Here is an 18,708-nt window from a genome sequence, read left to right on the forward strand (position 1 = left end):
TGCGCTAAGCGGACGCCCTGTTCCACTACGTTCGCCGCCATGCGAGCACTCCGGTACACCGACTTCGGCCCTGCTGACCTGCTGGAAGTCGGCGAGGTGGCCGAACCCCACCCCGGCGCGGGCCAGATCCGCATCGCCGTCCGCGCGTCGGGCGTCACCCCCGCCGACACCGCGCTGCGGTCGGGCCGGCTCGGGCACCGCGTCCCGCTCCCCCACGTGCCGGGCGTGGACGCGGCGGGCGTCGTCGACGAGATCGGCGAGGGGGTGACCGGCGTCCGACCGGGAGACGAGGTCTTCGGCATCGTCGACCTGCGGCAGCTCGGCGGCGCCAACGCCGACCACGCCGTGCTGGCCGCGTGGGCGCCGAAACCGGCCGCCCTGAGCTGGGAACAGGCGGGTGGTGCCGCGGCGAACGCGGAAACCGCCACCAGGGCGTTGGACCTCCTCCAAGTCGGCGAGGGCACGACGTTGCTCATCGCCGGGGCAGCGGGCGGCGTCGGCACGCTCGCGATCCAGCTGGCCGTCGCGCGCGGCGCTCAGGTGATCGGCACCGCGGGTCCGGCGACGCAGGACTTCGTGGCTGGTCTGGGTGCCACCCCGGTCGTCTACGGCGAAGGCCTGGCGGAGCGGACCGGGAAGGTGGACGCGGCCCTGCACTGCGCGGGCGCGGTCGCGGACCTGGTGCCGATCGCGGGCCGGGTGCTGACGATCGCGGACATGTCGCCGCCGGAAGGCGTCCAGGCGTCGTTCATGGCGGACCCCACCACGTTCCGGCAGGCCCTGCACGGACTCACCGACGCCGCGGAGCTCGCCGGGAAGGGGCTCTTCACCGTGCCGCTCGCCGGAGTCTTCCCGCTGGAGGAAGGCCCGGCGGCGCACAGGCTGAGCGAAACCGGCCACGCCCACGGCAAGATCGTCCTGGTGAACTGAGAACGCCGCGGCACCCGGAGGTGCCGCGGCGCTTCACGAGCTGGAGGACTAGCCGCGCGTCAGGGTGAGGCCGTAGCGCGACAGGATCGGGTTGACCGGCTGGAAGTAGGTCGTGCCGCCGGAAGAGCAGTTGCCCGAACCACCGGACGTGACGCCCTGGGCCTGGCTGTAGTTCGAGCCCGCGACCCACGAACCACCCGAGTCACCGGGCTCCGCGCAGGCGTTCGTGCGGGTGAGACCGCGCACGGTGCCCTGCGAGTAGCTCACCGACTGGTTCTTGGCCTGGACGGTGCCGCAGCGCCAGCCCGTGGTGGAGCCGGACCGGCAGATCGCCGCGCCGACGGCCGCCTCGCTGGAACCCGTGATCGTCACGTTCGAGCCGTTGTAGCGGTTGACCCACGGACGCGGGGTCCAGTTGGAGTTCGTGCGCACCCAGGAGTAGTCGTTGCCCGGGAACGTCGAGCCCGCGAAGGAGCCGGCCGAGACGCGGTTGAAGCCCTGGACGGCCGTGCCGGTGGTGCCGCAGTGGCCCGCCGTGACGAAACCGCCGGTCACGGAGAAGCCGAGGGAGCAGCGTCCGCCGCCCATGTAGATGGCGTCACCACCACGCAGGTCGTACAGCGTCCGCGGGTTCTCGGTGACCTCTTCGACCGTCACGGTCGAACCGATCGACTTCGCGGTGGCGATGAACTTGTCCGCCGCGGCGTCACGGGTGTTCTTGTTGACCTCGACCACGACGGAGTTCGACTTCTCGTCGACCCGCCAGCTCGTGATCGCCGCGGGGGCGCTCATGAGGTCGAGGACCGACTTCGTCCCGTTCAGCTTGCTCAGCGAGTTCGACACGACCTTCGTGTCCGCGCCGGTCACGGAGAGTCCCGGCTTGGTCACGGCGACGGTCAGTCTGCCGCTCGCCTGGTCGATCCACGCTCCGCCGAACGCGTCGCCCAGAGAGGCCTTCGCCTGCTCCGCGGCTTCGCCCGCTTTCTGGTCAGAGGCCAACCGGACGCGTGCCTGGTCAGCGTTCAGGCCCAAATCGCGTTGCATCGCTTGGAGCAATTCGGCCGGGTAGCTCTCCGTGTCGGAACCGGTTGGGGCGACTGGTGCGGCAGGCGCGCCAAACGCCGGTACGCTGAGAGCAGTCACGACTCCGGTGGCGAGCAACACGGCACCGGTTACACGGGCCGCACTCGTGCGGTTCATCAAGACGTCTCCCTCACTTTCGGGTGCAGGGGAACCCGAGAGATCGGTTGCAGGGACCTTCTCTCGGGGGCTCTAGGGGGACGGGTGGTGGGGCGGCGGCAGGGGTCGCCCCACCCCTCCCAATCCCGTCCTCGGTGGTGCCGATCCGAGGGCGCCGCGCTCAAGTGGTGCTTCCACGAGCCTCATCGCGCCCTCCCTCTGTCTCTTTTGGGGCCTAAAACTTCGCCCGTTCGAGTGACGTTTCCGAACTTCCGGCTATGACGCCCGGACCCGTTCGTGGACGAAGTGTGTCACAGCTCACGACAGATCAACTCCGTTGCGTAGCAATTGACAGTTAACTGTCGCTCAACGTAGTGAAGTGATCACCGAATGGGATCGGAAGTAGACGAAGGCGCCGGACTGCCGCTCGGCTGTTCGGAAGTCGTCGTCGAAGAGGGCGGCGCGGTCGTCGTGGTGCTCTCGGCGGGCGACTGACCGGACGTGCTCGGCGGGACCGTGACGGTACGGGTCTCGATCTTGGTCGTCTCGGTGCGCGTCTCGGTCTCGGTGTGGGTGCTCGTGGTGGGTCCGCCGGGGTCGGCGGTGACCGGTTCGCCGCTCACGAGCCGGACGCTCGTCGCGGCGAGGACGGTCACCACGAAGACGAGCAGAGCGCCCACAGCGATTATCTGCCAACGCTTTTCACGTTCCATCGACCGTTGGTAGAACACGGCGCCGACCGTGGTCACCACACTCGCGAGGATGGCACCGACGATGGTGCCGACGAGGTTGAGGCGAAGGCTCAGCACGGCCGCGGTGACGGCGGCGAGCACACTCGCGACGAGCTTGACGGGGGTGATCTTCTCCTTCTCAGCCATGACACACGTAGGACGTTGGGCACAGTTCACGGGTTGTGGCCTGGTGACGTGCATCATCGACGACATGCGCCTGGTGACTCTCGAAGACGTCCAAGCGGCTGCCGCCGCGATCGCCCCGCATGTCGTCCGCACACCGCTGCTGACGTTCGACTCCGGCCTGACGATCAAGGCGGAGAACCTCCAGCCGATCGGCGCCTTCAAGCAGCGCGGTGCCGTGAACGCGTTGCAGCGCATACCTTCCGAGGACCGCTCCCGCGGTGTCGTGGCGTACTCGAGTGGTAACCACGCGCAAGCGGTCGCCTTCGCCGCCAAGACGCTCGGCATCCCCGCGGCGATCGTCGTGCCGGAGAACACGCCGCAGCTGAAGATCGACGCGACGCGCGCGCACGGCGCCGAGGTGTTCGTCGTCGGCATCACCGAACGGGAGTCGCGCGCCGCGGAGCTGGTGGAGGAGCGCGGTGCCACGCTCATCCCGCCGTTCGACCACCCGGACGTCATCGCCGGCCAGGGCACCGTCGGCCTGGAGATCGTCGAGGACTTCCCCGACGTGGCAACGGTTCTGGTGCCGGTGAGCGGCGGCGGCCTGATCTCGGGCGTCGCGACGGCCATCAAGGCGTTGCGCCCCAACGTCCGCGTCGTCGGCGTCGAACCGGAGCTGGCGGGTGACGCCACCGCGTCGTTCGCCGCCGGTGAGCTGGTGCGCTGGGACGCCCACGACCGCGCCCGCACGTCCGCCGACGGCCTGCGCGCCGAGCCCTCGGACCTGACGTGGGCGCACATCCGCGAGTACGTCGACGACTTCGTCACCGTCTCCGAGGACGAGATCCGCGACGCGGTGAAGCAGATCGCCCGCCGCACGCGCGTCGTCGCCGAACCGAGCGGCGCCGTCCCCGTCGCCGCCTACCTGAACCGCGATCTGATGGGCGGACCGACCGTCGCGGTGGTGTCCGGCGGCAACATCGAGCCGGCACTGCTCGCGTCGATCCTCGGATGATCACGTTGTCAGAAGTCCGCTCGGCGGCGGCGGTGATCGCACCCCACGTGGTGCGCACACCGCTGCTGCCGTTCGGTCCTGGATGGATCAAGCCCGAGAACCTCCAGCCGGTCGGCGCTTTCAAGCTGCGCGGTGCGCTGAACGCGTTGGCGCGGCTGACGAACAGCGCGAACGGCGTGGTCGCGTACTCGAGCGGCAACCACGCCCAAGCCGTGGCGTACGCGGCCCGGCTGCACGGCGTTCCCGCCGCGATCGTGATGCCGGACAACACCCCGGCGGTGAAGATCGAGGCCACGAGGGCACTGGGAGCCGAGGTCTTCATCGTCGGCATCACCGAACGCGTCGAACGGGCGGAAGCGCTGGTCGCCGAACGGGACGCGGTGCTGATCCCGCCGTTCGACCACCCGGACGTCATCGCCGGTCAGGGCACGATCGGCCTGGAGATCGTGGAGGACCTGCCGGACGTCGACACCATCGTGGTGCCGATGTCGGGCGGCGGCCTGATCTCCGGCGTCGCCACGGCGGTCAAGTCGCTGCGCCCGGACGTCCGAGTAATCGGCGCGGAACCCGCACTGGCCGCGGACATCGCGGAATCGCTCGAAACGGGCGAACTGGTGCGCTGGGACCCGTTGCGGCGCGCCGAGACGGCCGCTGACGCGCTGAGGGACGAGCCGTCGGCGCTCACCTGGGCGCACATCGCGAAGTACGTGGACGACGTCGTCACGGTGTCGGAGGACGAGATCTTCGAGGCCGTGGGCGCGCTCGCCCGCCGGGCGCGGCTGGTCGCCGAGCCGAGCGGGGCCGTCGCGGTGGCGGCGCAGGCCAAGCTCGGGACCGGCGTCGCCGTCGTCAGCGGCGGCAACGTCGACCCCGCCCTACTGGCGCGCCTTCTCGCCTGACCTGATGTGCGTCGGAGGCCCCTCGACGCCGCAGTGCAGGCACTCGCCGGGGTGCGGCGCCTCGTCCTGCTCGGGCGCGGCGGCCAGCACGCGGTTGTCCACGCCGAACGCCAGCAGGCCGCCGACGATCGCCGCGACCGCGCACAGCACGAGGGCCATCTGCCAGCCCGCGGTCATGACCGACGGGTTCGCGTAGTCGTCGCCGACCAGGCCCACCGCGGCGGGCAGCACGGCCGTGGCCAGCAGGCTTCCGGTGCGGGCCACGGCGTTGTTCACGCCGGACGCGACCCCGGCGTGGTGGTCGGGCGCCGACGCCAGCACGGTCGCGGTCACCGGGGCGACCACGGCGGCCAGGCCGACGGCGAACACCAGGACGCCGGGCAGCACGCCGGTGAGGTACGAGCTGCCGGGAACGGTGTTGCGCAGCAACAACATCCCCAACCCGATGAAGATCGGCCCGGCGACCAGCTGCACCCGCGGGCCGTAGCGCTGCGCGAGGCGGCCCGACGTCGAGGACGCCAGCAGCATCACGATCGTCAGCGGCACGCTGGCCAGGCCGGACGCCGTCGGCGAGTACCCGAGCGAGATCTGGAGCTGCAACACCAGCAGCACCATCACGCCGCCCAGTGCCGCGTACACCAGGAACGTCAGGACGTTGGCGAGCAGGAAAGTCCGGTTCGCGAAGAGCCGCGGCGGGACGAGCGGTTCGGCGGACCGCCGCTGCACCAGCCCGAACGCGATCATCGCGACCACGCCCGCGACCGCGAACACGGACGACTGCTCGACCAGCCCACCCGTCAGCAGCGCGAGCCCCAACGCTCCCACCAGCGCGGACAGGTAGTTCGGGTGCCCGGCCTCGTCGTCCTTCGACTCCGGCACGAACCGCAGCGCCAGGAACACGCACGCGGCCGCGACCGGCAGGTTCACCAGGAACGCGAGCCGCCACGACCAGGCCTGCACGAGCAGCCCGCCGACCAGCGGCCCGATCGCCGTCGCCACACCGGACAACCCGGACCAGGCGCCGATCGCGCGGGACCGGTCCTCCCGGTTGAACGACGACTGGAGGATCGCCAGCGCACCCGGTGTCAGCAGCGCCGCACCGACGCCTTGCAGCACACGGGCGGCCACCAGCACCGGGACGTTCCACGCGGCACCGCACAGCAGCGAGGCCAGGCCGAACCAGATCACGCCGGCCACGTAGACCCGGCGGCGCCCGAACCGGTCGCCGAGCGACCCCGCGATCAGGATCAGCGAGGCCAGCGCGAGCAGGTACCCGTTGAGGATCCACTGCAGGTCGGTGACCGACGCGCTGAACTCCGCCCCGATCCGGGGCAGCGCGACGTTGACGATCGTGCCGTCGAGCATCGCCATGCCCGAGCCGAGGATCGTCGTGGCCAGCACCGCGCGGGCGCGCGGTGTGCCCCAGGCGATCAAAGCGGCCGGTTCAGCGTGGCGACGAACTTGTAGCGGTCACCTCGGTACACCGAGCGCACCCACTCGATCGGGTTGCCCTCGGTGTCGAACGAATGCCGCGACAGCAGCAGCATCGGCAGGCCGATGTCGGCACCGAGCAGCTCCGCCTCCTCCGGCGAGGCGAGCGCGGTCTCGATCGTCTCCTCCGCGTGGCCCATCTCGACGCCGAACCGCTCGGACAGCACCTGGTACAGCGACGCTCCGGGCGCCAGGTACCGGCGCAGGCCGCGGAACCGGCCGAGCGCGAGGTGGGTCGTCTCGATCGCCATCGGCTCGTTGTCGGCCAGGCGCAGGCGGTGCAGTCGCAGCACCTTGGCGCCGGGACGCACGCCGAGGTAGCGGGCGAGCTCCGCCTCAGCCGGCATCTCCGAGGCCTCGATGAGCTTGGACGACGGCACGCGGCCCTGGGCGCGCATGTCCTCTGTGTACGAAGACAGCTGCAACCTCTGGGCGACCTTGGGTTCGGCCGCGAAGGTGCCCTTTCCCTGCACACGGAGCAGGCGGCCTTCCACCGTCAGCTCGGCAAGCGCCTGGCGAACGGTCGTCCTGGAGACGTCGAACTCCGCCGCGAGCGACCGTTCCGTGGGGATCGGCGACCCCGGTGGCAGCGCCCTGAGCAGGTCGAGCAGGTGCCGCTTGAGACCCCAGTACTTGGGTTCGCGTTGCGCACGCGTCCTGGCGTCCACGCCCGTCGCAGGCGTCGTCTCCAGCATGGCCCCTCCTCGCACTCCAAGTCACGCCACACAAGGATGCCTTGTCCACGCCGGTTCGCGCGTGCGAACCCCCGCCAATCGACACAATAAAGGTCCGAGGACTCCGCAACGCTTTGGCAACGCGCTTGACAGGACCGGTGACGCAGCACACGCTGTTCCGCATTGGTCTACACCACTTGGACGTTCCGGCGAGGGCCGGGCTTGGTGAAAGGGCGCGACTGTGAAGGGCTGGAAAGGACTCGCTGCTGGTGCCGCCGCACTGGCAGTGGCCGTGTCCGGATGTGGCACGAGCACGAACAGCGGTAGCAGCACGGAGACCAAAGAGATCACCGTGTGGCTCATGGACGGCTCCGCGCCGACGACCCTGACCGACGCCTTGAACAAGGAGTTCGAGAGCGCGAACGGCATCAAGGTCAAGTACGAGGTCCAGAAGTGGACCGGCATCCAGGAGAAGCTGACCACGGCACTGGCCAGCAGCACGCCCCCGGACGTGATCGAGCTCGGCAACACCCAGACCGCGAGCTTCGCGGACCAGGGCACCCTGGCCGACCTCACGGCGGACAACGGGCAGTTCAACGGCGGTGAGTGGCTCGGCGGCCTCAAGGACTCGCTGACGCTCAACGGCAAGCAGTACGGTGTGCCGTTCTACGCGGCGAACCGCACGGTCATCTACCGCACCGACCTGCTCCAGGCAGCGGGTGTCGCGCAGCCGCCGACCTCGCGCGCCGAGTGGCTCGACGCGATCAACAAGCTCAAGGCCGCCAACGCGTCCAACCCGGACTTCCAGGCCCTGTACCTGCCTGGTCAGTCCTGGTACTTCCTGCTCTCGCTGATCTGGGACGAGGGCGGCGACATCGCCAAGCAGGACGGCGGCAAGTGGACCGGCACGCTCGACACCCCGCAGGCGAAGGCGGGCTTCGAGGCCTACAAGGCGCTCTACGACGCGTCGGCCGCCAAGAAGGTCCCGGCTGACATCGACGAGGCGAAGCCCCAGCAGATGGAGGTCTTCGGCACGGGCAACGTCGGCATGATGGTCGGTCTCCCGTGGGAGCTCGCCGGTGCCGTCAAGGCCAAGCCGGAGCTGAAGGACAAGACCTCGGCGTTCCCGATCCCGTCGAAGAAGGCCGGCTCCGCCGCGCCTGTCTTCCTCGGTGGCTCGAACCTCGCGATCCCGGCCTCCAGCAAGAACGCGGACGCCGCCAAGAAGTACCTGGCGCTGCTGTCGTCCAAGAAGTACCAGGACCAGCTCGCCGAGGGTGGTGCCGTCCCCGGTACCTCGAAGGACACCGCGAAGCTCGCCAGCAACGCGATCGGCAAGGCCATGGCGGACTCGTCCCCCAACGGCAAGGTCACCCCGGTGACGCCGAAGTGGGCGGCCGTCGAGGCGGGCCAGAACCCGCTGAAGGACGCGCTCACCGCGTACCTGACCGGCGCGAAGACGCTGGACCAGGCGACGAAGGACGCGAGCGACGCCGTCACCAAGGCGATGGCCTAGCCACGCCGATATGACGGCCGTCAAGACGACCGAAGCGGCAGCGCCGGCGGGGAACCTCCCCCCGGCGCTGCCGCCTGCCGTGAAGGGTGGCGCACCGAAGCGCCGCCGGGGCAGCACCTTCGACAGGTTGCTGCCCTACCTGCTGCTGGCACCCGCCCTCATCGCGATCCTCTGGCTGATCGGCTGGCCGGTCGTCTCCGTCTTCGTGACGAGCTTCCGCCAGCTGAACCTCGGCGAGCTGGTGCGCGGTGAGGTCGTGTGGACCGGCTTCGACAACTACGCGACCGTGCTCCAGGACGAGCGGTTCTGGACCGTCTCGCTGCGGACCGTCGTGTTCACCGTCGCCGTCGTCGGCGCCTCGGTGGGCATGGGTCTCGGGATCGCACTGCTGATGCGCGTGCTCACCCCGTGGGTGCGGATCGCGTTGCAGATCGCGATGCTGTGCGCGTGGGCGATGCCGATCCTGGCGTCCACCACGGTGTACCAGTGGATGTTCGACCAGAACTACGGCATCTTGAACAAGACGCTGGTGCAGCTGGGTTTCGACTCCTTCGCCGGCTACTCGTGGTTCTCCTCCGGCACCTCGACGCTGTCCGTCGTCGGCGTGCTGATCGTGTGGCAGGCGATCCCCTTCCTCGCCTTCTCGCTCTACGCAGGCCTCGTCGGCATCCCCCGCGACCTCTACGAGGCGGCGGGCATCGACGGTGCGACGGGCTGGCAGACGTTCCGCGCCGTCACGTGGCCGGAGATCAAGTCGCTGCTGATGATGGTGACGTTCCTGTCGACGCTGTGGGACTTCAAGGTCTTCGCCCAGATCTGGGTGTTCCGCGAGGGCGGTCCCAGCGGTGAGAGCACGACCCTGCCGGTGCTGCAGTACCTGGAGGGCATCGCGAAGAGCCACTTCGGCGTCGCGGCCGCGATCTCCGTGCTGATGATGGTGATCCTCGGCCTGATCACGTTCCAGTACCTGCGCAAGCTCCTGCAGACCGAGGAGGGGAAGATCTGATGCTCAAGAAGTCCGCGGCCAACGTCGTCGGTCTCGCACTGGCGCTGTTCTTCCTCTTCCCGACGTACTGGATGATCACGTCGGCGCTCAAGCCCAAGGGCACGACGATCACGTCGGACTACGACCTGATCCCGTTCTCGGTGACGCTCTCGAACTTCGCCACGGCGTGGACGAAGCCGGGCTTCCTGTCGTCGCTGGGCAACAGCCTGCTCGTGACGCTGACGGCGGTGCTCGCCGCGATCATCGTCGGCATCACCGCCGCGGTGGCCATGTCGCGCTTCCGGTTCCGCGGGCGCAAGGGCTTCGTGCTGCTGATGCTGGTGGCGCAGATGGCGCCGTTCGAGGCGTTGCTCATCCCGATGTTCCTGATGATGCGCGACCTCCAGCTGTACGAACACCTGTCGTCGCTGGTCCTCGTGTACTTCGCGGTGACGCTGCCGTTCTGCGCGTGGACGTTGCGCGGGTTCGTCAACGGCATCCCCCTCGAGCTCGAGGAGGCCGCGATGGTCGACGGCTGCGGGCGGTGGGGCGCCTTCCAGAAGGTCACCCTGCCGCTGCTGGGTCCCGGTCTCGTGGCGACGTCGGTGTTCGCGTTCATCACGGCGTGGAACGAGTTCCTGTTCGCCAAGGTGCTGATCCGCAGCCAGGACAGCGAGACGCTGCCCGTGTGGCTGTCCGGGTTCCAGACCGCGTTCGGCACCGACTGGGGCGGCGCGATGGCGGCGTCGGTCCTGTTCACCGTGCCGGCACTGGTGTTCTTCCTGATCGTGCAGCGCAAGATGGTCGCCGGTGTCACCGCCGGTGCAGTGAAGGGATGACGCGTGGATCAGTTGGCCGCAGCCGTTCTGCTTCCCGGTTTCCACGGAACGACCGCCCCCGACTGGTTGCTGCGGCGCGTCGCTGACGGCCTCGGCGGCGTTGTGCTCTTCGGGCGCAACGTCGTCGACGACGCCCAGGTGACCGCGCTGTCGCGCGAACTGCGTTCGGCGCGCCCGGACGTGGTGATCGGCATCGACGAGGAGGGCGGCGACGTCACGCGTCTCGACGCGGGCCGCGGCTCCGAGGTGCCGGGCAACCACGCCCTGGGCGCGGTGGACGACCTCGACCTGACCCGCTCGGTCGCCGCGTCCATCGGCTCGCGGCTGGCCAAGTGCGGGGTCTCGCTCAACCTGGCGCCGTCCGCCGACCTCGTGCTGACGCTGGACGACCCGATCATCGGCGTCCGCGCGTTCGGCTCCGACCCGGTCAGGGCCGCGCGGCACGTCGCCGCGTGGGTCGAGGGTCTGCAGGCGGTGGGCGTCGCCGCGTGCGCCAAACACTTCCCCGGCCACGGTGCGTCCACAGAGGACTCCCACGAGCAGCTCCCGGTGCTCCCCCGCACCGAGGAACAGCTCCGCGCCGTCGAGCTCGTGCCGTTCCGCGCGGCCGTGCAGGCAGGCGTCCGCTCGATCATGACCGGCCACCTCGTGGTCCCCGAGTGGGGTCCGCAGCCGGTGACGTTGAACGAGCACGCCATCGGCCTGCTGCGCACCGAACTGGGCTTCACCGGCGCGGTGATCACCGACGGCCTGGACATGAAGGCGGTCGGCGGCGACCTGGCCCACGGCGCCGTCCGCGCGCTGGCGGCGGGCGTGGACGCGTTGTGCCTGGGTGGCATCGCCCTGGGCGACGACGACCTGCAGTGGCTGATCGACTCGATCGTCGCCGCGGTGAAGTCCGGCGAGCTGTCCGAGGAACGCCTCACCCAGGCGGCCACCCGCTCGCTCGCACTGGGCCTGCCCCCGTCGACCGTGGACGCCCACGACGCTGAGATCGGTCTCACGGCCGCTCGACGCGCTGTTGAAGTGCGCGGCCGGGTTAGTGTCGGGAGCGACCCGGTGGTGGTCGACCTCGTCGTCGACCCGTCCATCGCGGTGGGCGACGTCCCGTGGGGCCTGGGCCCCTACCTGGCCGAGGTGCTCCCCGGCACCGAGGTGATCGCGGCACGTGACATCACGGCCGACGAAGTTGCGAAGACCGCCGGCGGCCGCACGATTGTCGTGGTGACCCGCGACGCGCACCGCCACCAGGCCGCTCGACAACTGGTAACAAACTTAACTAATCTGGGGTTCGAGGTGGTGCACGTCGAGACCGGCGTGCCGGGCCCGGACCTGGGCAGCGTCGCCCGCATCGACACCCACGGCGGTTCTCGGGTGAGCCTCCGAGCCGCGGCCGAGCTGATCCTGAAAGGCACGACATGACCACGCCCCAGCCAGGCAGGCACATGGCGGCGGAGATCGCCGCACAGCCGGAGATCTTCTCGTCCCTGTACGCCTCGCGCGCGGCCATCGCCGAGGTGGCCGCGGTGATCCGCGAACGCGCCCCGCGCTTCGTGCTCTTCGCGGCCCGCGGCTCCAGCGACCACGCCGCCATCTACGCGAAGTACCTGACCGAGGTCCTGCTGGAGCTCCCCGCGGGCCTGGTCTCGGCCTCGACCACCACGTTGTACGGCGCCGAGCCCGACCTGCGCGACGTCCTGCTGGTGACGGTCTCGCAGTCCGGCGGCTCGCCCGACCTGCTGGAGGTCACCGCCTCCTACCGCAGGCGCGGCGCCCTGACCGTGGCCGTCACCAACACCGCCGGCTCCCCCCTGAACGCGGCCGCCGAGCTCTCGGTGGACGTCTCGGCGGGCGTGGAGCACGCGGTGGCCGCCACCAAGACCTACTCGGCCACGCTGCTGGCGCTGTACCTGCTGATCGACGCCGTCCGCGGCGGCAACGGCGAGGCGGCCGCGTCCCTGGGCGAGCTGGCCCAGGTGACCCTGGACGCGTCGGCCCCGACGGTGGAGGAGGCCGTGCGCCGCTACCGGTTCGTGGACCGCGTCCTCACCACCGGCCGCGGCTACTCCTACGCCACGGCCCTGGAAGCGTCCCTGAAGCTGGCGGAGACCTCCTACCTGGCGGCCCGCGCGTACAGCGGCGCGGACCTGCTGCACGGCCCGGTCGCGGCCGTCGACGGCGAGACGGCCGTCCTGGCGATCACGTCCCTGGGCAAGGGCGGCGACTCGCTGCGCGACGCTCTCGACGTGGTGCACCAGCGCGGCGCGGACGTCGTGGCGGTCGGCTCGGCGTCGGAGAAGGTCGGGGCGACCCTGGCCGTCACGATCCCGGAGACGGCCGAGGAGGTGGCGCCGGTGCTGGAGATCCTTCCGGTGCAACGCCTCGCGTACGGCCTGGCACTGGCCCGCGGCGGCGACCCGGACAGCCCGCGGGGCCTGAACAAGGTCACCCGCACCCTGTAGGTCCTCAACGCGAAAGGGCCCGCCCGGAACACCTCCGGGCGGGCCCTTCGTCCGTGCTCAGCCGAACACCGCGGCGATGAGCTTCTGCACCGCCTCCTGGTACACCGCGGCCAGCGACAGGTCCGCGTCGTCGACGTAGTTCAGCGCGGCGGTCAGCGTCTTGCCGCCGTCGGCCGTGGTGTACATCAGCGCGGCGTGGCCGAAGGCGCCACCGTTGTGCGTGACCAGCTTGCCGCTGCCCGAGTCCTGCACGAACACGCCCAGGCCGTAGCCGACCTTCGGGTGCACGTCGAGCATCTCCACCAGCAACGGCGCCGGCAGGAGCTCACCGCGGACCAGCGCGGTGATGAACGTGCTCAGGTCCCGGGTCGTCGAGATCATGTCCCCGCCGCTGGAGATCCACGACGGGTCGAGTCGGGTGACGTCGACCGTCCTCTCCTCGCCGGCGTCGTCGTAGCGGTAGTACGCGTGGGCGTGCGGCTCGTCGATCTCCGGCCCGGCCGGTACCGAGGTGCCGGTCAGTCCGAGCGGTCCGACGACCAGCCGGTCCACCTCCTCGGCGAGGGATCGGCCCGTGACGGCCTCGACCAGCAGCCGGGCCACGACGTAGTTGGTGTTGGAGTAGCTCCAATCCGTGCCCGGCTCGAACCGCGCTGGCTTGCCCAGCGCGAACCGGACGAGGTCCTCCGGCCGGCGGAAGTCGAACCGGCTGTCCACCCACGCCTTGCCCTGCCAGGGGATGCCCGGCGCGACGGTGCCGTCCTCGTAGTACTCGCCGGTGTGGTTGAACAGGCCGCTGGTGTGCTGCAACAGCATCCGCACCGTGATCCGGCCGTCGAACCCGTACTCGGGCAGGTGGCGCGCCACCGGGTCGTCCAGGGAGATCCTGCCCTCCGCGACGAGCTCGAGGACCACGACCGCGACGAACGTCTTGGTGTTGCTGCCGACGCGGACGTGCCCGTTCGGCGGTGGTTCCGCGCTTCCTTCGCGCTCGCTCAGGCCGGCCAGGAAGACCTGGTCACCCCGTTCGTCGCGGACGCGGATCTCCACACCGGTGACCCCGGCGTCGACGATCCCCTGGGCGATCGACTGCAGCTGCTCGGTCATGTTCGTGATCCCTTCTGGTTGGTTGGTCAGAGGCCGCGGGCGGTGATGTCGCCGTAGGCGGTCGTGGCGTGGATGTGCAGTGCGGTCGTGCCGTCGTTCTTGAGGGAGTTGTGGACCCGGCCGTAGGTGGTGCCGGCGTCGAGGGAGGCGGACAGCGCGGTGGCGACGGTGATGTCGCCCTTCTGCGTGCTGATCTCGGCGGAGCCGGTGAGGCGGCCGACGGTGACGTCACCGGCCTGGGTGCTGACCTTCAGCCCGGCGACCTCGTCGATCTTGACGTCGCTCTGCGCGGCCTCGAAGGCGACGTCGCCGAGCCGGCCGACACCGCGGAGCTCGACGGCGGCGGCCTTGGCCTCCACGCGGGAACCCGCGGGCAGCTGGACGGTGATCTCGACGGCCCCGGACGGGCCGAGCGACCTGCCGGCGTCCCCGGTGATCCGCAGGACGCCGTCGGCGAACTCGACGCGGGTCTTCTCGGCGGCCTCGACGTCGCGCCTCTTGGCGGCGTCGGCGGGGCGGACGTCGACGGCGGTGTCGTCGCGGTCGGCGGCGATGAGCTGGACGCGCCCGGCGGGGACGTCGAGGACGGTGGCGATCGGGGCGGGGGTGGCGAAGTTCTGCATCTCGGGCTCCTGCGGCTCGTTGTTTCTGACATCGCAAACGCTACGTTGCGTTCGCAGATGACAGCAACCATGTCCATTGCTCACAGGATGCATCTTTGCAGTTCAAGACGTACTTATTGTTGCAATCAGCTCTATTTTCAACGCAACGATCATCCTCGCGTTCATTGCAATGAACTGATTTTGAACGCTACGGACATGCCGAAGGGCGCCTTCCCCGTGCGACGGGGGAAGACGCCCTTCGGTTCGTTCGTCCCTACTGGCCCGCGGTCGCGTACCCGGCGGCGACCGGCGCCACGGGCACCTCGGCGTCGAACACCACCCGGCCGTCGACCCAGACCTTCTTCGGCCGCAGCTCGTCGTCCCACCAGACGAGGTCTGCGACGGCACCCGGTGCGAGCCGGCCGAGACCGGACTCCCCGATCACCTCGGCCGGCACGATCGTCGCCGCGGCCAGAGCGTCCGCGACGGGCACCCCGACCGAGACGATGTTCCGCACGGCGCGGTCGAGGGTCAGAGCCGACCCCGCGATCGTGCCTTCCGGCGACCGCGGCACACCATCCTCGGTGAGCAGCACGTCCGCACCACCGAGGTGGTAGCGGCCGGGCGGCATCCCCGCGGCGGCGACCGCGTCCGTGACCAGCGCGACCCGCGCCCCGGCCGCGTTGAACACCAGCCTGCACACGTCCGGCCCGACGTGCGCGAGGTCGGCGATCAGGCCGAGCGTGAACCTCTCGTCGACCAGCGCCACCCCGGGCACACCGGGTTCCCGGTGACCGAGCGGACGCTGGGCGTTGAACAGGTGCGTCACCATGCGGGCGCCGGCGTCGGCGGCCTCACGGGTCTGCTCGCCGGTCGCGTCGGAGTGCCCGACGGCCACCAGCACCCCGGCCTCGACGAGACGGCGGACCGCCTCTAGGCCACCGGGCTGCTCCGGTGCCATCGTCACCATCCGCAGCGCACGGCGGAGCGTGTCGTCCTCCAGCAGCGCCGAGATCTGGGCGGGCCCAGGCTCGACCATGAACGACGGGTCGTGCACTCCGGCCCGTTTCGGCGACAGGAACGGTCCTTCGAGGTGCACTCCGAGCGGCCGGGCCCCGACCCCGTCCGGCAACGCGGCCGAAGCCGAGAGGACGGCACGGGCCTGCCTCAGCACCACGTCGACCGGTGCGGTGATCAACGTGGGCAGGAACCGGGTCACCCCGGTCGACGGCAGGGCTTCGGCGACGGCGCGCATCCCGGCGGCGTCCACCTCGGCGAAGTCGACGCCGACGGCGCCGTTCACCTGGACGTCGACCAAGCCCGGCGTCAGCAGTCCGTCGGACAGGACCTCTGCGCCAGGTGGAGCTTCACCGGTGGTCACCTCGACGATGCGGCCGTCCCTGATCCGCACCGAGGCAGGACCGACGATCGTGCGACCGAGCAAAGCGCGCGGTGCTGCGACAACGGCGTCCAAGATCCCTCCTTGAATGGTCCAGACCATTATGGCGACAACAAGGCCCCTCGTCACCTGTCGTTACCAGATAACCATCTCACAGATCATTCGGTGAATGATGGCCAGAAATGCCGGGTTGGCACGAACGTGACCGACTTTGTCGCATACTGGACACCAGACATCCGAGGTCTACGACGAGTTGAGGGTGCCAGTGGCAGTCACCGACGATGCGATCCTGCGCGTCAAGGAGATGATCGTGTCGGGCGAGCTCAAGCCGGGCGACCGCCTCCCACGAGAGGCTGACCTGGCAGAACGCCTCGGTCTGTCCCGCAACTCCCTGCGCGAGGCCGTCAAGGCGCTGTCGCTCGTCCGGGTCCTGGACGTCCGCCAGGGCGACGGCACGTACGTCTCGTCACTGCGCGCCGACGACCTCCTGGGCGCGTTGTCCTTCGTGCTCGACCTGCACCGCGGCGAGGACTCGGTCTTGGAAGTTCTCCAAGTCCGCCGCATCCTGGAGCCCGCCGCGGCCGCCATGGCCGCCCAAAGGGTGGACGCCGACGAGATCGTGAAGCTCCGAGCCCTCTGCGACGCGGCCGAGTCCGCCAAGTCCGTCGAGGAGCTGGTCGAGCACGACCTGGAGTTCCACCGCGCCATCGCCCAGGCCTCCGGCAACGCCTACCTGGCCCAGCTCCTCGACACCCTGGCCGGCCCCACCGTGCGGGTGAGGATCTGGCGCGGCATCACCCAGTCGAACGCCGTGGACCGCACGGTCGCTGAACACCGCGCCATCGTGGACGCCCTGGCCGCGCACCAGCCGGAGCTCGCGCGCTCGTGGTCCACGGTGCACGTGGCCGGTGTCGAGCAGTGGTTGTCAGACCTGGCCTAGGTCGCCGCGCTTGACGACGCGAGATGCACGCTCGCCCGGACGTGGCAGAAACCGGATGAGGGCAAAAAGAAACCCGGCCCACGAGGGACCGGGCGGATATGCCTGAATGCTAGCACGTCGCCGCGCATGCATGCGTGGATCACCAACCGGGCGGCCGCGTGTAGCGACCTGCGGGGTCGGGCAGCTGGTGGTCTTGGTAGTCGGTCGTTGTCAGTGTGCGCCACCAGTGATGACCCGAGCCCACGCCTGTACCGGCGTTCATCGACAACGCCCCCGCCGTGTAGCCGCTGCCCGGGTTGACCACCCCCACCGGCACCCTCCGCCAGGCGTGCTCGACGGGCAGTTTGAGATCGCTGTCGTTGCTGACGAGCACGACAGCGTCGACTGCCGCGGTCAGCACGTCGACGAGCAGGTGAGAAGCGACGTTGACGTCGGAGCCCTTCTCCTCGAACGTCGCGACCGATGCCATGAACAACGCTCCGGGGACTGGCTGCCCCTGCGCCTGCACCTTGATCGGCCAGTCGGGCTGGACCAGCACGGGACGGCCGCGATTGTTCTCGGTGGCCAGGGGACGCTTGATCACCTTGCTGATGTAGTTGCCGTATTCGATGTGGTCCACACTTCGAGCGGCGAGCAACGCCTTCAGGTAGACGTCCTGGTCCTGCGAACCGGATGCGTTGTGGGCTGAACTGATCCTCGCCGTGCAGTAGACGATCCGATCGATGTGGGCGCCCGGCCAGTTCGCGGACTGCTCACCCAGCAAGGAGTTGGCCAGTGCTCGTACGTCGAGCCAACGCCATCCCGCGGTTCCGCGGCCGCAGTGTTTTCTTCCGCCGTAGTACAGGTTGTAGCCATCCACGTAAACGCCCACACGCATTGGCCGAAGATAGACCGCACTTGCACCGGACCCAAACGAGTGAAGGCACCTACATCTGCCGGAGCTGTTCCAAGACCACCCGAACGGCTGGCTGCCCATCGGCCCGGTTCCGCACAACCGCTGACACAGTGCGGAAAACCTGCTGCTTCAACGGCCGCAAAGCCACCCCGGGCCGACGAGCCACGGAAGGCACCAAAGCCACCCCGAGACCGGCCTCGACCAACCCGCACATCACCCCGAAATCATCGCAATAAGCTTGCGCCCGAGGAACGAACCCGGCCGCCCCGCAAGCCCGTTGCGTCAGCTCATGGCAAGAGGCATCGGTCCGAGGCATGATCCACGGCCGATCGGCCAGCACCGAGAGATCCACAGAATCCTGCTGCACCAACGGGTCTGACAACGGCAGTGCGACGTTCACCGGTTCCACGAACAGTTCGAACGACTCGCACGACTCCGGCAGCGAGCGCGGCATGATGTTGTACGAGTGGATCAGGGCGATGTCGACGTCCCCGCGCCGCAACGCCGGCAGCGAAGCCTCCGGCTCCATCTCGTGGACGAACAAGTCCACATCGGACCCGTGTGCCGACCGCAGCACCTGGATCACCCGCGGCAGCAACGCGGCCACCGACACGAACGCGCCGATCCGCACCACGCCCGACACGGACGTTCGCAGAGAAGCCAAGTCAGCTTCGGCGGCCGCCAGCTGATCCAGGACGAGCTGCGTGTGCGCCGCCAGCACGTGTCCGGCACGCGTAAGGGACAACCGCCGCCCGTCCCGTTCGACCAGCGGGACTCCGGCCTCGCGCTCCAGGGCGGCCAGCTGCTGGGACACCGCGGGCGAGGTCACGTGCAGGGCCTCGGCGGCGGCCGTGACCGTGCCGTGGACCGACAGAGCGTGGAGCAACCGGAGCCTGCGCACGTCCAACACAAAGCTGA

At 69.6% G+C, this 18,708-nt stretch carries 18 protein-coding genes; 9 read left to right on the plus strand and 9 right to left on the minus strand.

What is annotated here, in order from left to right; translation table 11 throughout:
• The first annotated feature begins 39 nt into the window (after window positions 1-39).
• A complete protein-coding gene (locus VF330_RS38385) occupies window positions 40-930 on the plus strand; it encodes an NADP-dependent oxidoreductase (RefSeq protein ID WP_330856649.1) in 891 nt (296 codons plus the stop codon).
• Between the two features lie 48 nt (window positions 931-978).
• Here the strand turns inward: VF330_RS38385 and VF330_RS38390 are convergent, their stop codons facing one another.
• Window positions 979-1,929: a S1 family peptidase gene (locus tag VF330_RS38390; RefSeq protein WP_330856650.1), complete on the minus strand. Its 951-nt coding sequence runs from the start codon at window positions 1,927-1,929 to the stop codon at window positions 979-981.
• A gap of 563 nt (window positions 1,930-2,492) precedes the next feature.
• Window positions 2,493-2,987 carry a hypothetical protein gene (locus tag VF330_RS38395; protein WP_330856651.1) on the minus strand — a complete coding sequence of 165 codons (495 nt, stop codon included), beginning with the start codon at window positions 2,985-2,987 and terminating at the stop codon, window positions 2,493-2,495.
• A gap of 64 nt (window positions 2,988-3,051) precedes the next feature.
• On the opposite strand from VF330_RS38395, the gene VF330_RS38400 reads away from it, so the two are divergent.
• Together VF330_RS38400 and VF330_RS38405 are read left to right on the plus strand one after the other, a co-directional pair.
• Window positions 3,052-3,981 carry a threonine/serine dehydratase gene (locus VF330_RS38400; RefSeq protein WP_330856652.1) on the plus strand — a complete coding sequence of 310 codons (930 nt, stop codon included), beginning with the start codon at window positions 3,052-3,054 and terminating at the stop codon, window positions 3,979-3,981.
• Window positions 3,978-4,880: a threonine/serine dehydratase gene (locus VF330_RS38405; protein ID WP_330856653.1), complete on the plus strand. Its 903-nt coding sequence runs from the start codon at window positions 3,978-3,980 to the stop codon at window positions 4,878-4,880. Before VF330_RS38400 ends, VF330_RS38405 begins: the two co-directional genes overlap by 4 nt.
• Here the strand turns inward: VF330_RS38405 and VF330_RS38410 are convergent.
• The gene (locus VF330_RS38410; protein WP_330856654.1) at window positions 4,857-6,314 is read right to left on the minus strand and encodes an MFS transporter; all 1,458 of its coding nucleotides are present in this window, start codon (window positions 6,312-6,314) and stop codon (window positions 4,857-4,859) included. The genes VF330_RS38405 and VF330_RS38410 overlap by 24 nt on opposite strands.
• Window positions 6,311-7,066, minus strand: a complete 756-nt coding sequence (locus VF330_RS38415; protein WP_330856655.1) for a GntR family transcriptional regulator — start codon at window positions 7,064-7,066, stop codon at window positions 6,311-6,313. The genes VF330_RS38410 and VF330_RS38415 overlap by 4 nt, the downstream gene beginning before the upstream one ends.
• Window positions 7,067-7,286: 220 nt before the next feature.
• Between VF330_RS38415 and VF330_RS38420 the strand changes: the two genes are divergently transcribed.
• From VF330_RS38420 to VF330_RS38440, 5 genes are read left to right on the plus strand one after another with little or no spacing between them, the layout of a single operon-like run.
• The gene (locus tag VF330_RS38420) at window positions 7,287-8,561 is read left to right on the plus strand and encodes an extracellular solute-binding protein (RefSeq protein WP_330856656.1); all 1,275 of its coding nucleotides are present in this window, start codon (window positions 7,287-7,289) and stop codon (window positions 8,559-8,561) included.
• A gap of 10 nt (window positions 8,562-8,571) precedes the next feature.
• Window positions 8,572-9,567: a sugar ABC transporter permease gene (locus VF330_RS38425; protein ID WP_330856657.1), complete on the plus strand. Its 996-nt coding sequence runs from the start codon at window positions 8,572-8,574 to the stop codon at window positions 9,565-9,567.
• Window positions 9,567-10,385, plus strand: a complete 819-nt coding sequence (locus VF330_RS38430; protein ID WP_330856658.1) for a carbohydrate ABC transporter permease — start codon at window positions 9,567-9,569, stop codon at window positions 10,383-10,385. Before VF330_RS38425 ends, VF330_RS38430 begins: the two co-directional genes overlap by 1 nt.
• A 3-nt stretch (window positions 10,386-10,388) precedes the next feature.
• Window positions 10,389-11,807 (plus strand): glycoside hydrolase family 3 protein, encoded by a 1,419-nt coding sequence (locus VF330_RS38435; protein WP_330856659.1) that lies wholly within the window; start codon window positions 10,389-10,391, stop codon window positions 11,805-11,807.
• The gene (locus VF330_RS38440) at window positions 11,804-12,847 is read left to right on the plus strand and encodes an SIS domain-containing protein (protein ID WP_330856660.1); all 1,044 of its coding nucleotides are present in this window, start codon (window positions 11,804-11,806) and stop codon (window positions 12,845-12,847) included. The genes VF330_RS38435 and VF330_RS38440 overlap by 4 nt, the downstream gene beginning before the upstream one ends.
• A 57-nt stretch (window positions 12,848-12,904) precedes the next feature.
• Here the strand turns inward: VF330_RS38440 and VF330_RS38445 are convergent, their stop codons facing one another.
• From VF330_RS38445 to nagA, 3 genes are all read right to left on the minus strand, one after another.
• Window positions 12,905-13,954, minus strand: coding sequence for a serine hydrolase domain-containing protein (locus tag VF330_RS38445; RefSeq protein WP_330856661.1), 1,050 nt, complete (start codon window positions 13,952-13,954; stop codon window positions 12,905-12,907).
• A gap of 26 nt (window positions 13,955-13,980) precedes the next feature.
• Complete coding sequence (locus VF330_RS38450; protein ID WP_330856662.1) at window positions 13,981-14,577, minus strand: DUF4097 family beta strand repeat-containing protein; 597 nt, start codon at window positions 14,575-14,577, stop codon at window positions 13,981-13,983.
• A gap of 253 nt (window positions 14,578-14,830) precedes the next feature.
• Window positions 14,831-16,030, minus strand: coding sequence for an N-acetylglucosamine-6-phosphate deacetylase (gene nagA / locus VF330_RS38455; protein ID WP_330856663.1), 1,200 nt, complete (start codon window positions 16,028-16,030; stop codon window positions 14,831-14,833).
• 190 nt (window positions 16,031-16,220) lie between these two features.
• On the opposite strand from nagA, the gene VF330_RS38460 reads away from it, so the two are divergent.
• Window positions 16,221-16,895, plus strand: coding sequence for a FadR/GntR family transcriptional regulator (locus VF330_RS38460; protein ID WP_330856701.1), 675 nt, complete (start codon window positions 16,221-16,223; stop codon window positions 16,893-16,895).
• Window positions 16,896-17,034: 139 nt separating this feature from the next.
• Here the strand turns inward: VF330_RS38460 and VF330_RS38465 are convergent, their stop codons facing one another.
• Together VF330_RS38465 and VF330_RS38470 are read right to left on the minus strand one after the other, a co-directional pair.
• A complete protein-coding gene (locus tag VF330_RS38465; protein WP_330856664.1) occupies window positions 17,035-17,772 on the minus strand; it encodes an NYN domain-containing protein in 738 nt (245 codons plus the stop codon).
• A 49-nt stretch (window positions 17,773-17,821) separates the two neighbouring features.
• Window positions 17,822-18,700 (minus strand): LysR family transcriptional regulator, encoded by an 879-nt coding sequence (locus VF330_RS38470; RefSeq protein WP_330856665.1) that lies wholly within the window; start codon window positions 18,698-18,700, stop codon window positions 17,822-17,824.
• Window positions 18,701-18,708 lie beyond the last annotated feature (8 nt).

The organism is Lentzea sp., assembly GCF_036380075.1.
Lineage (GTDB): Bacteria > Actinomycetota > Actinomycetes > Mycobacteriales > Pseudonocardiaceae > Lentzea.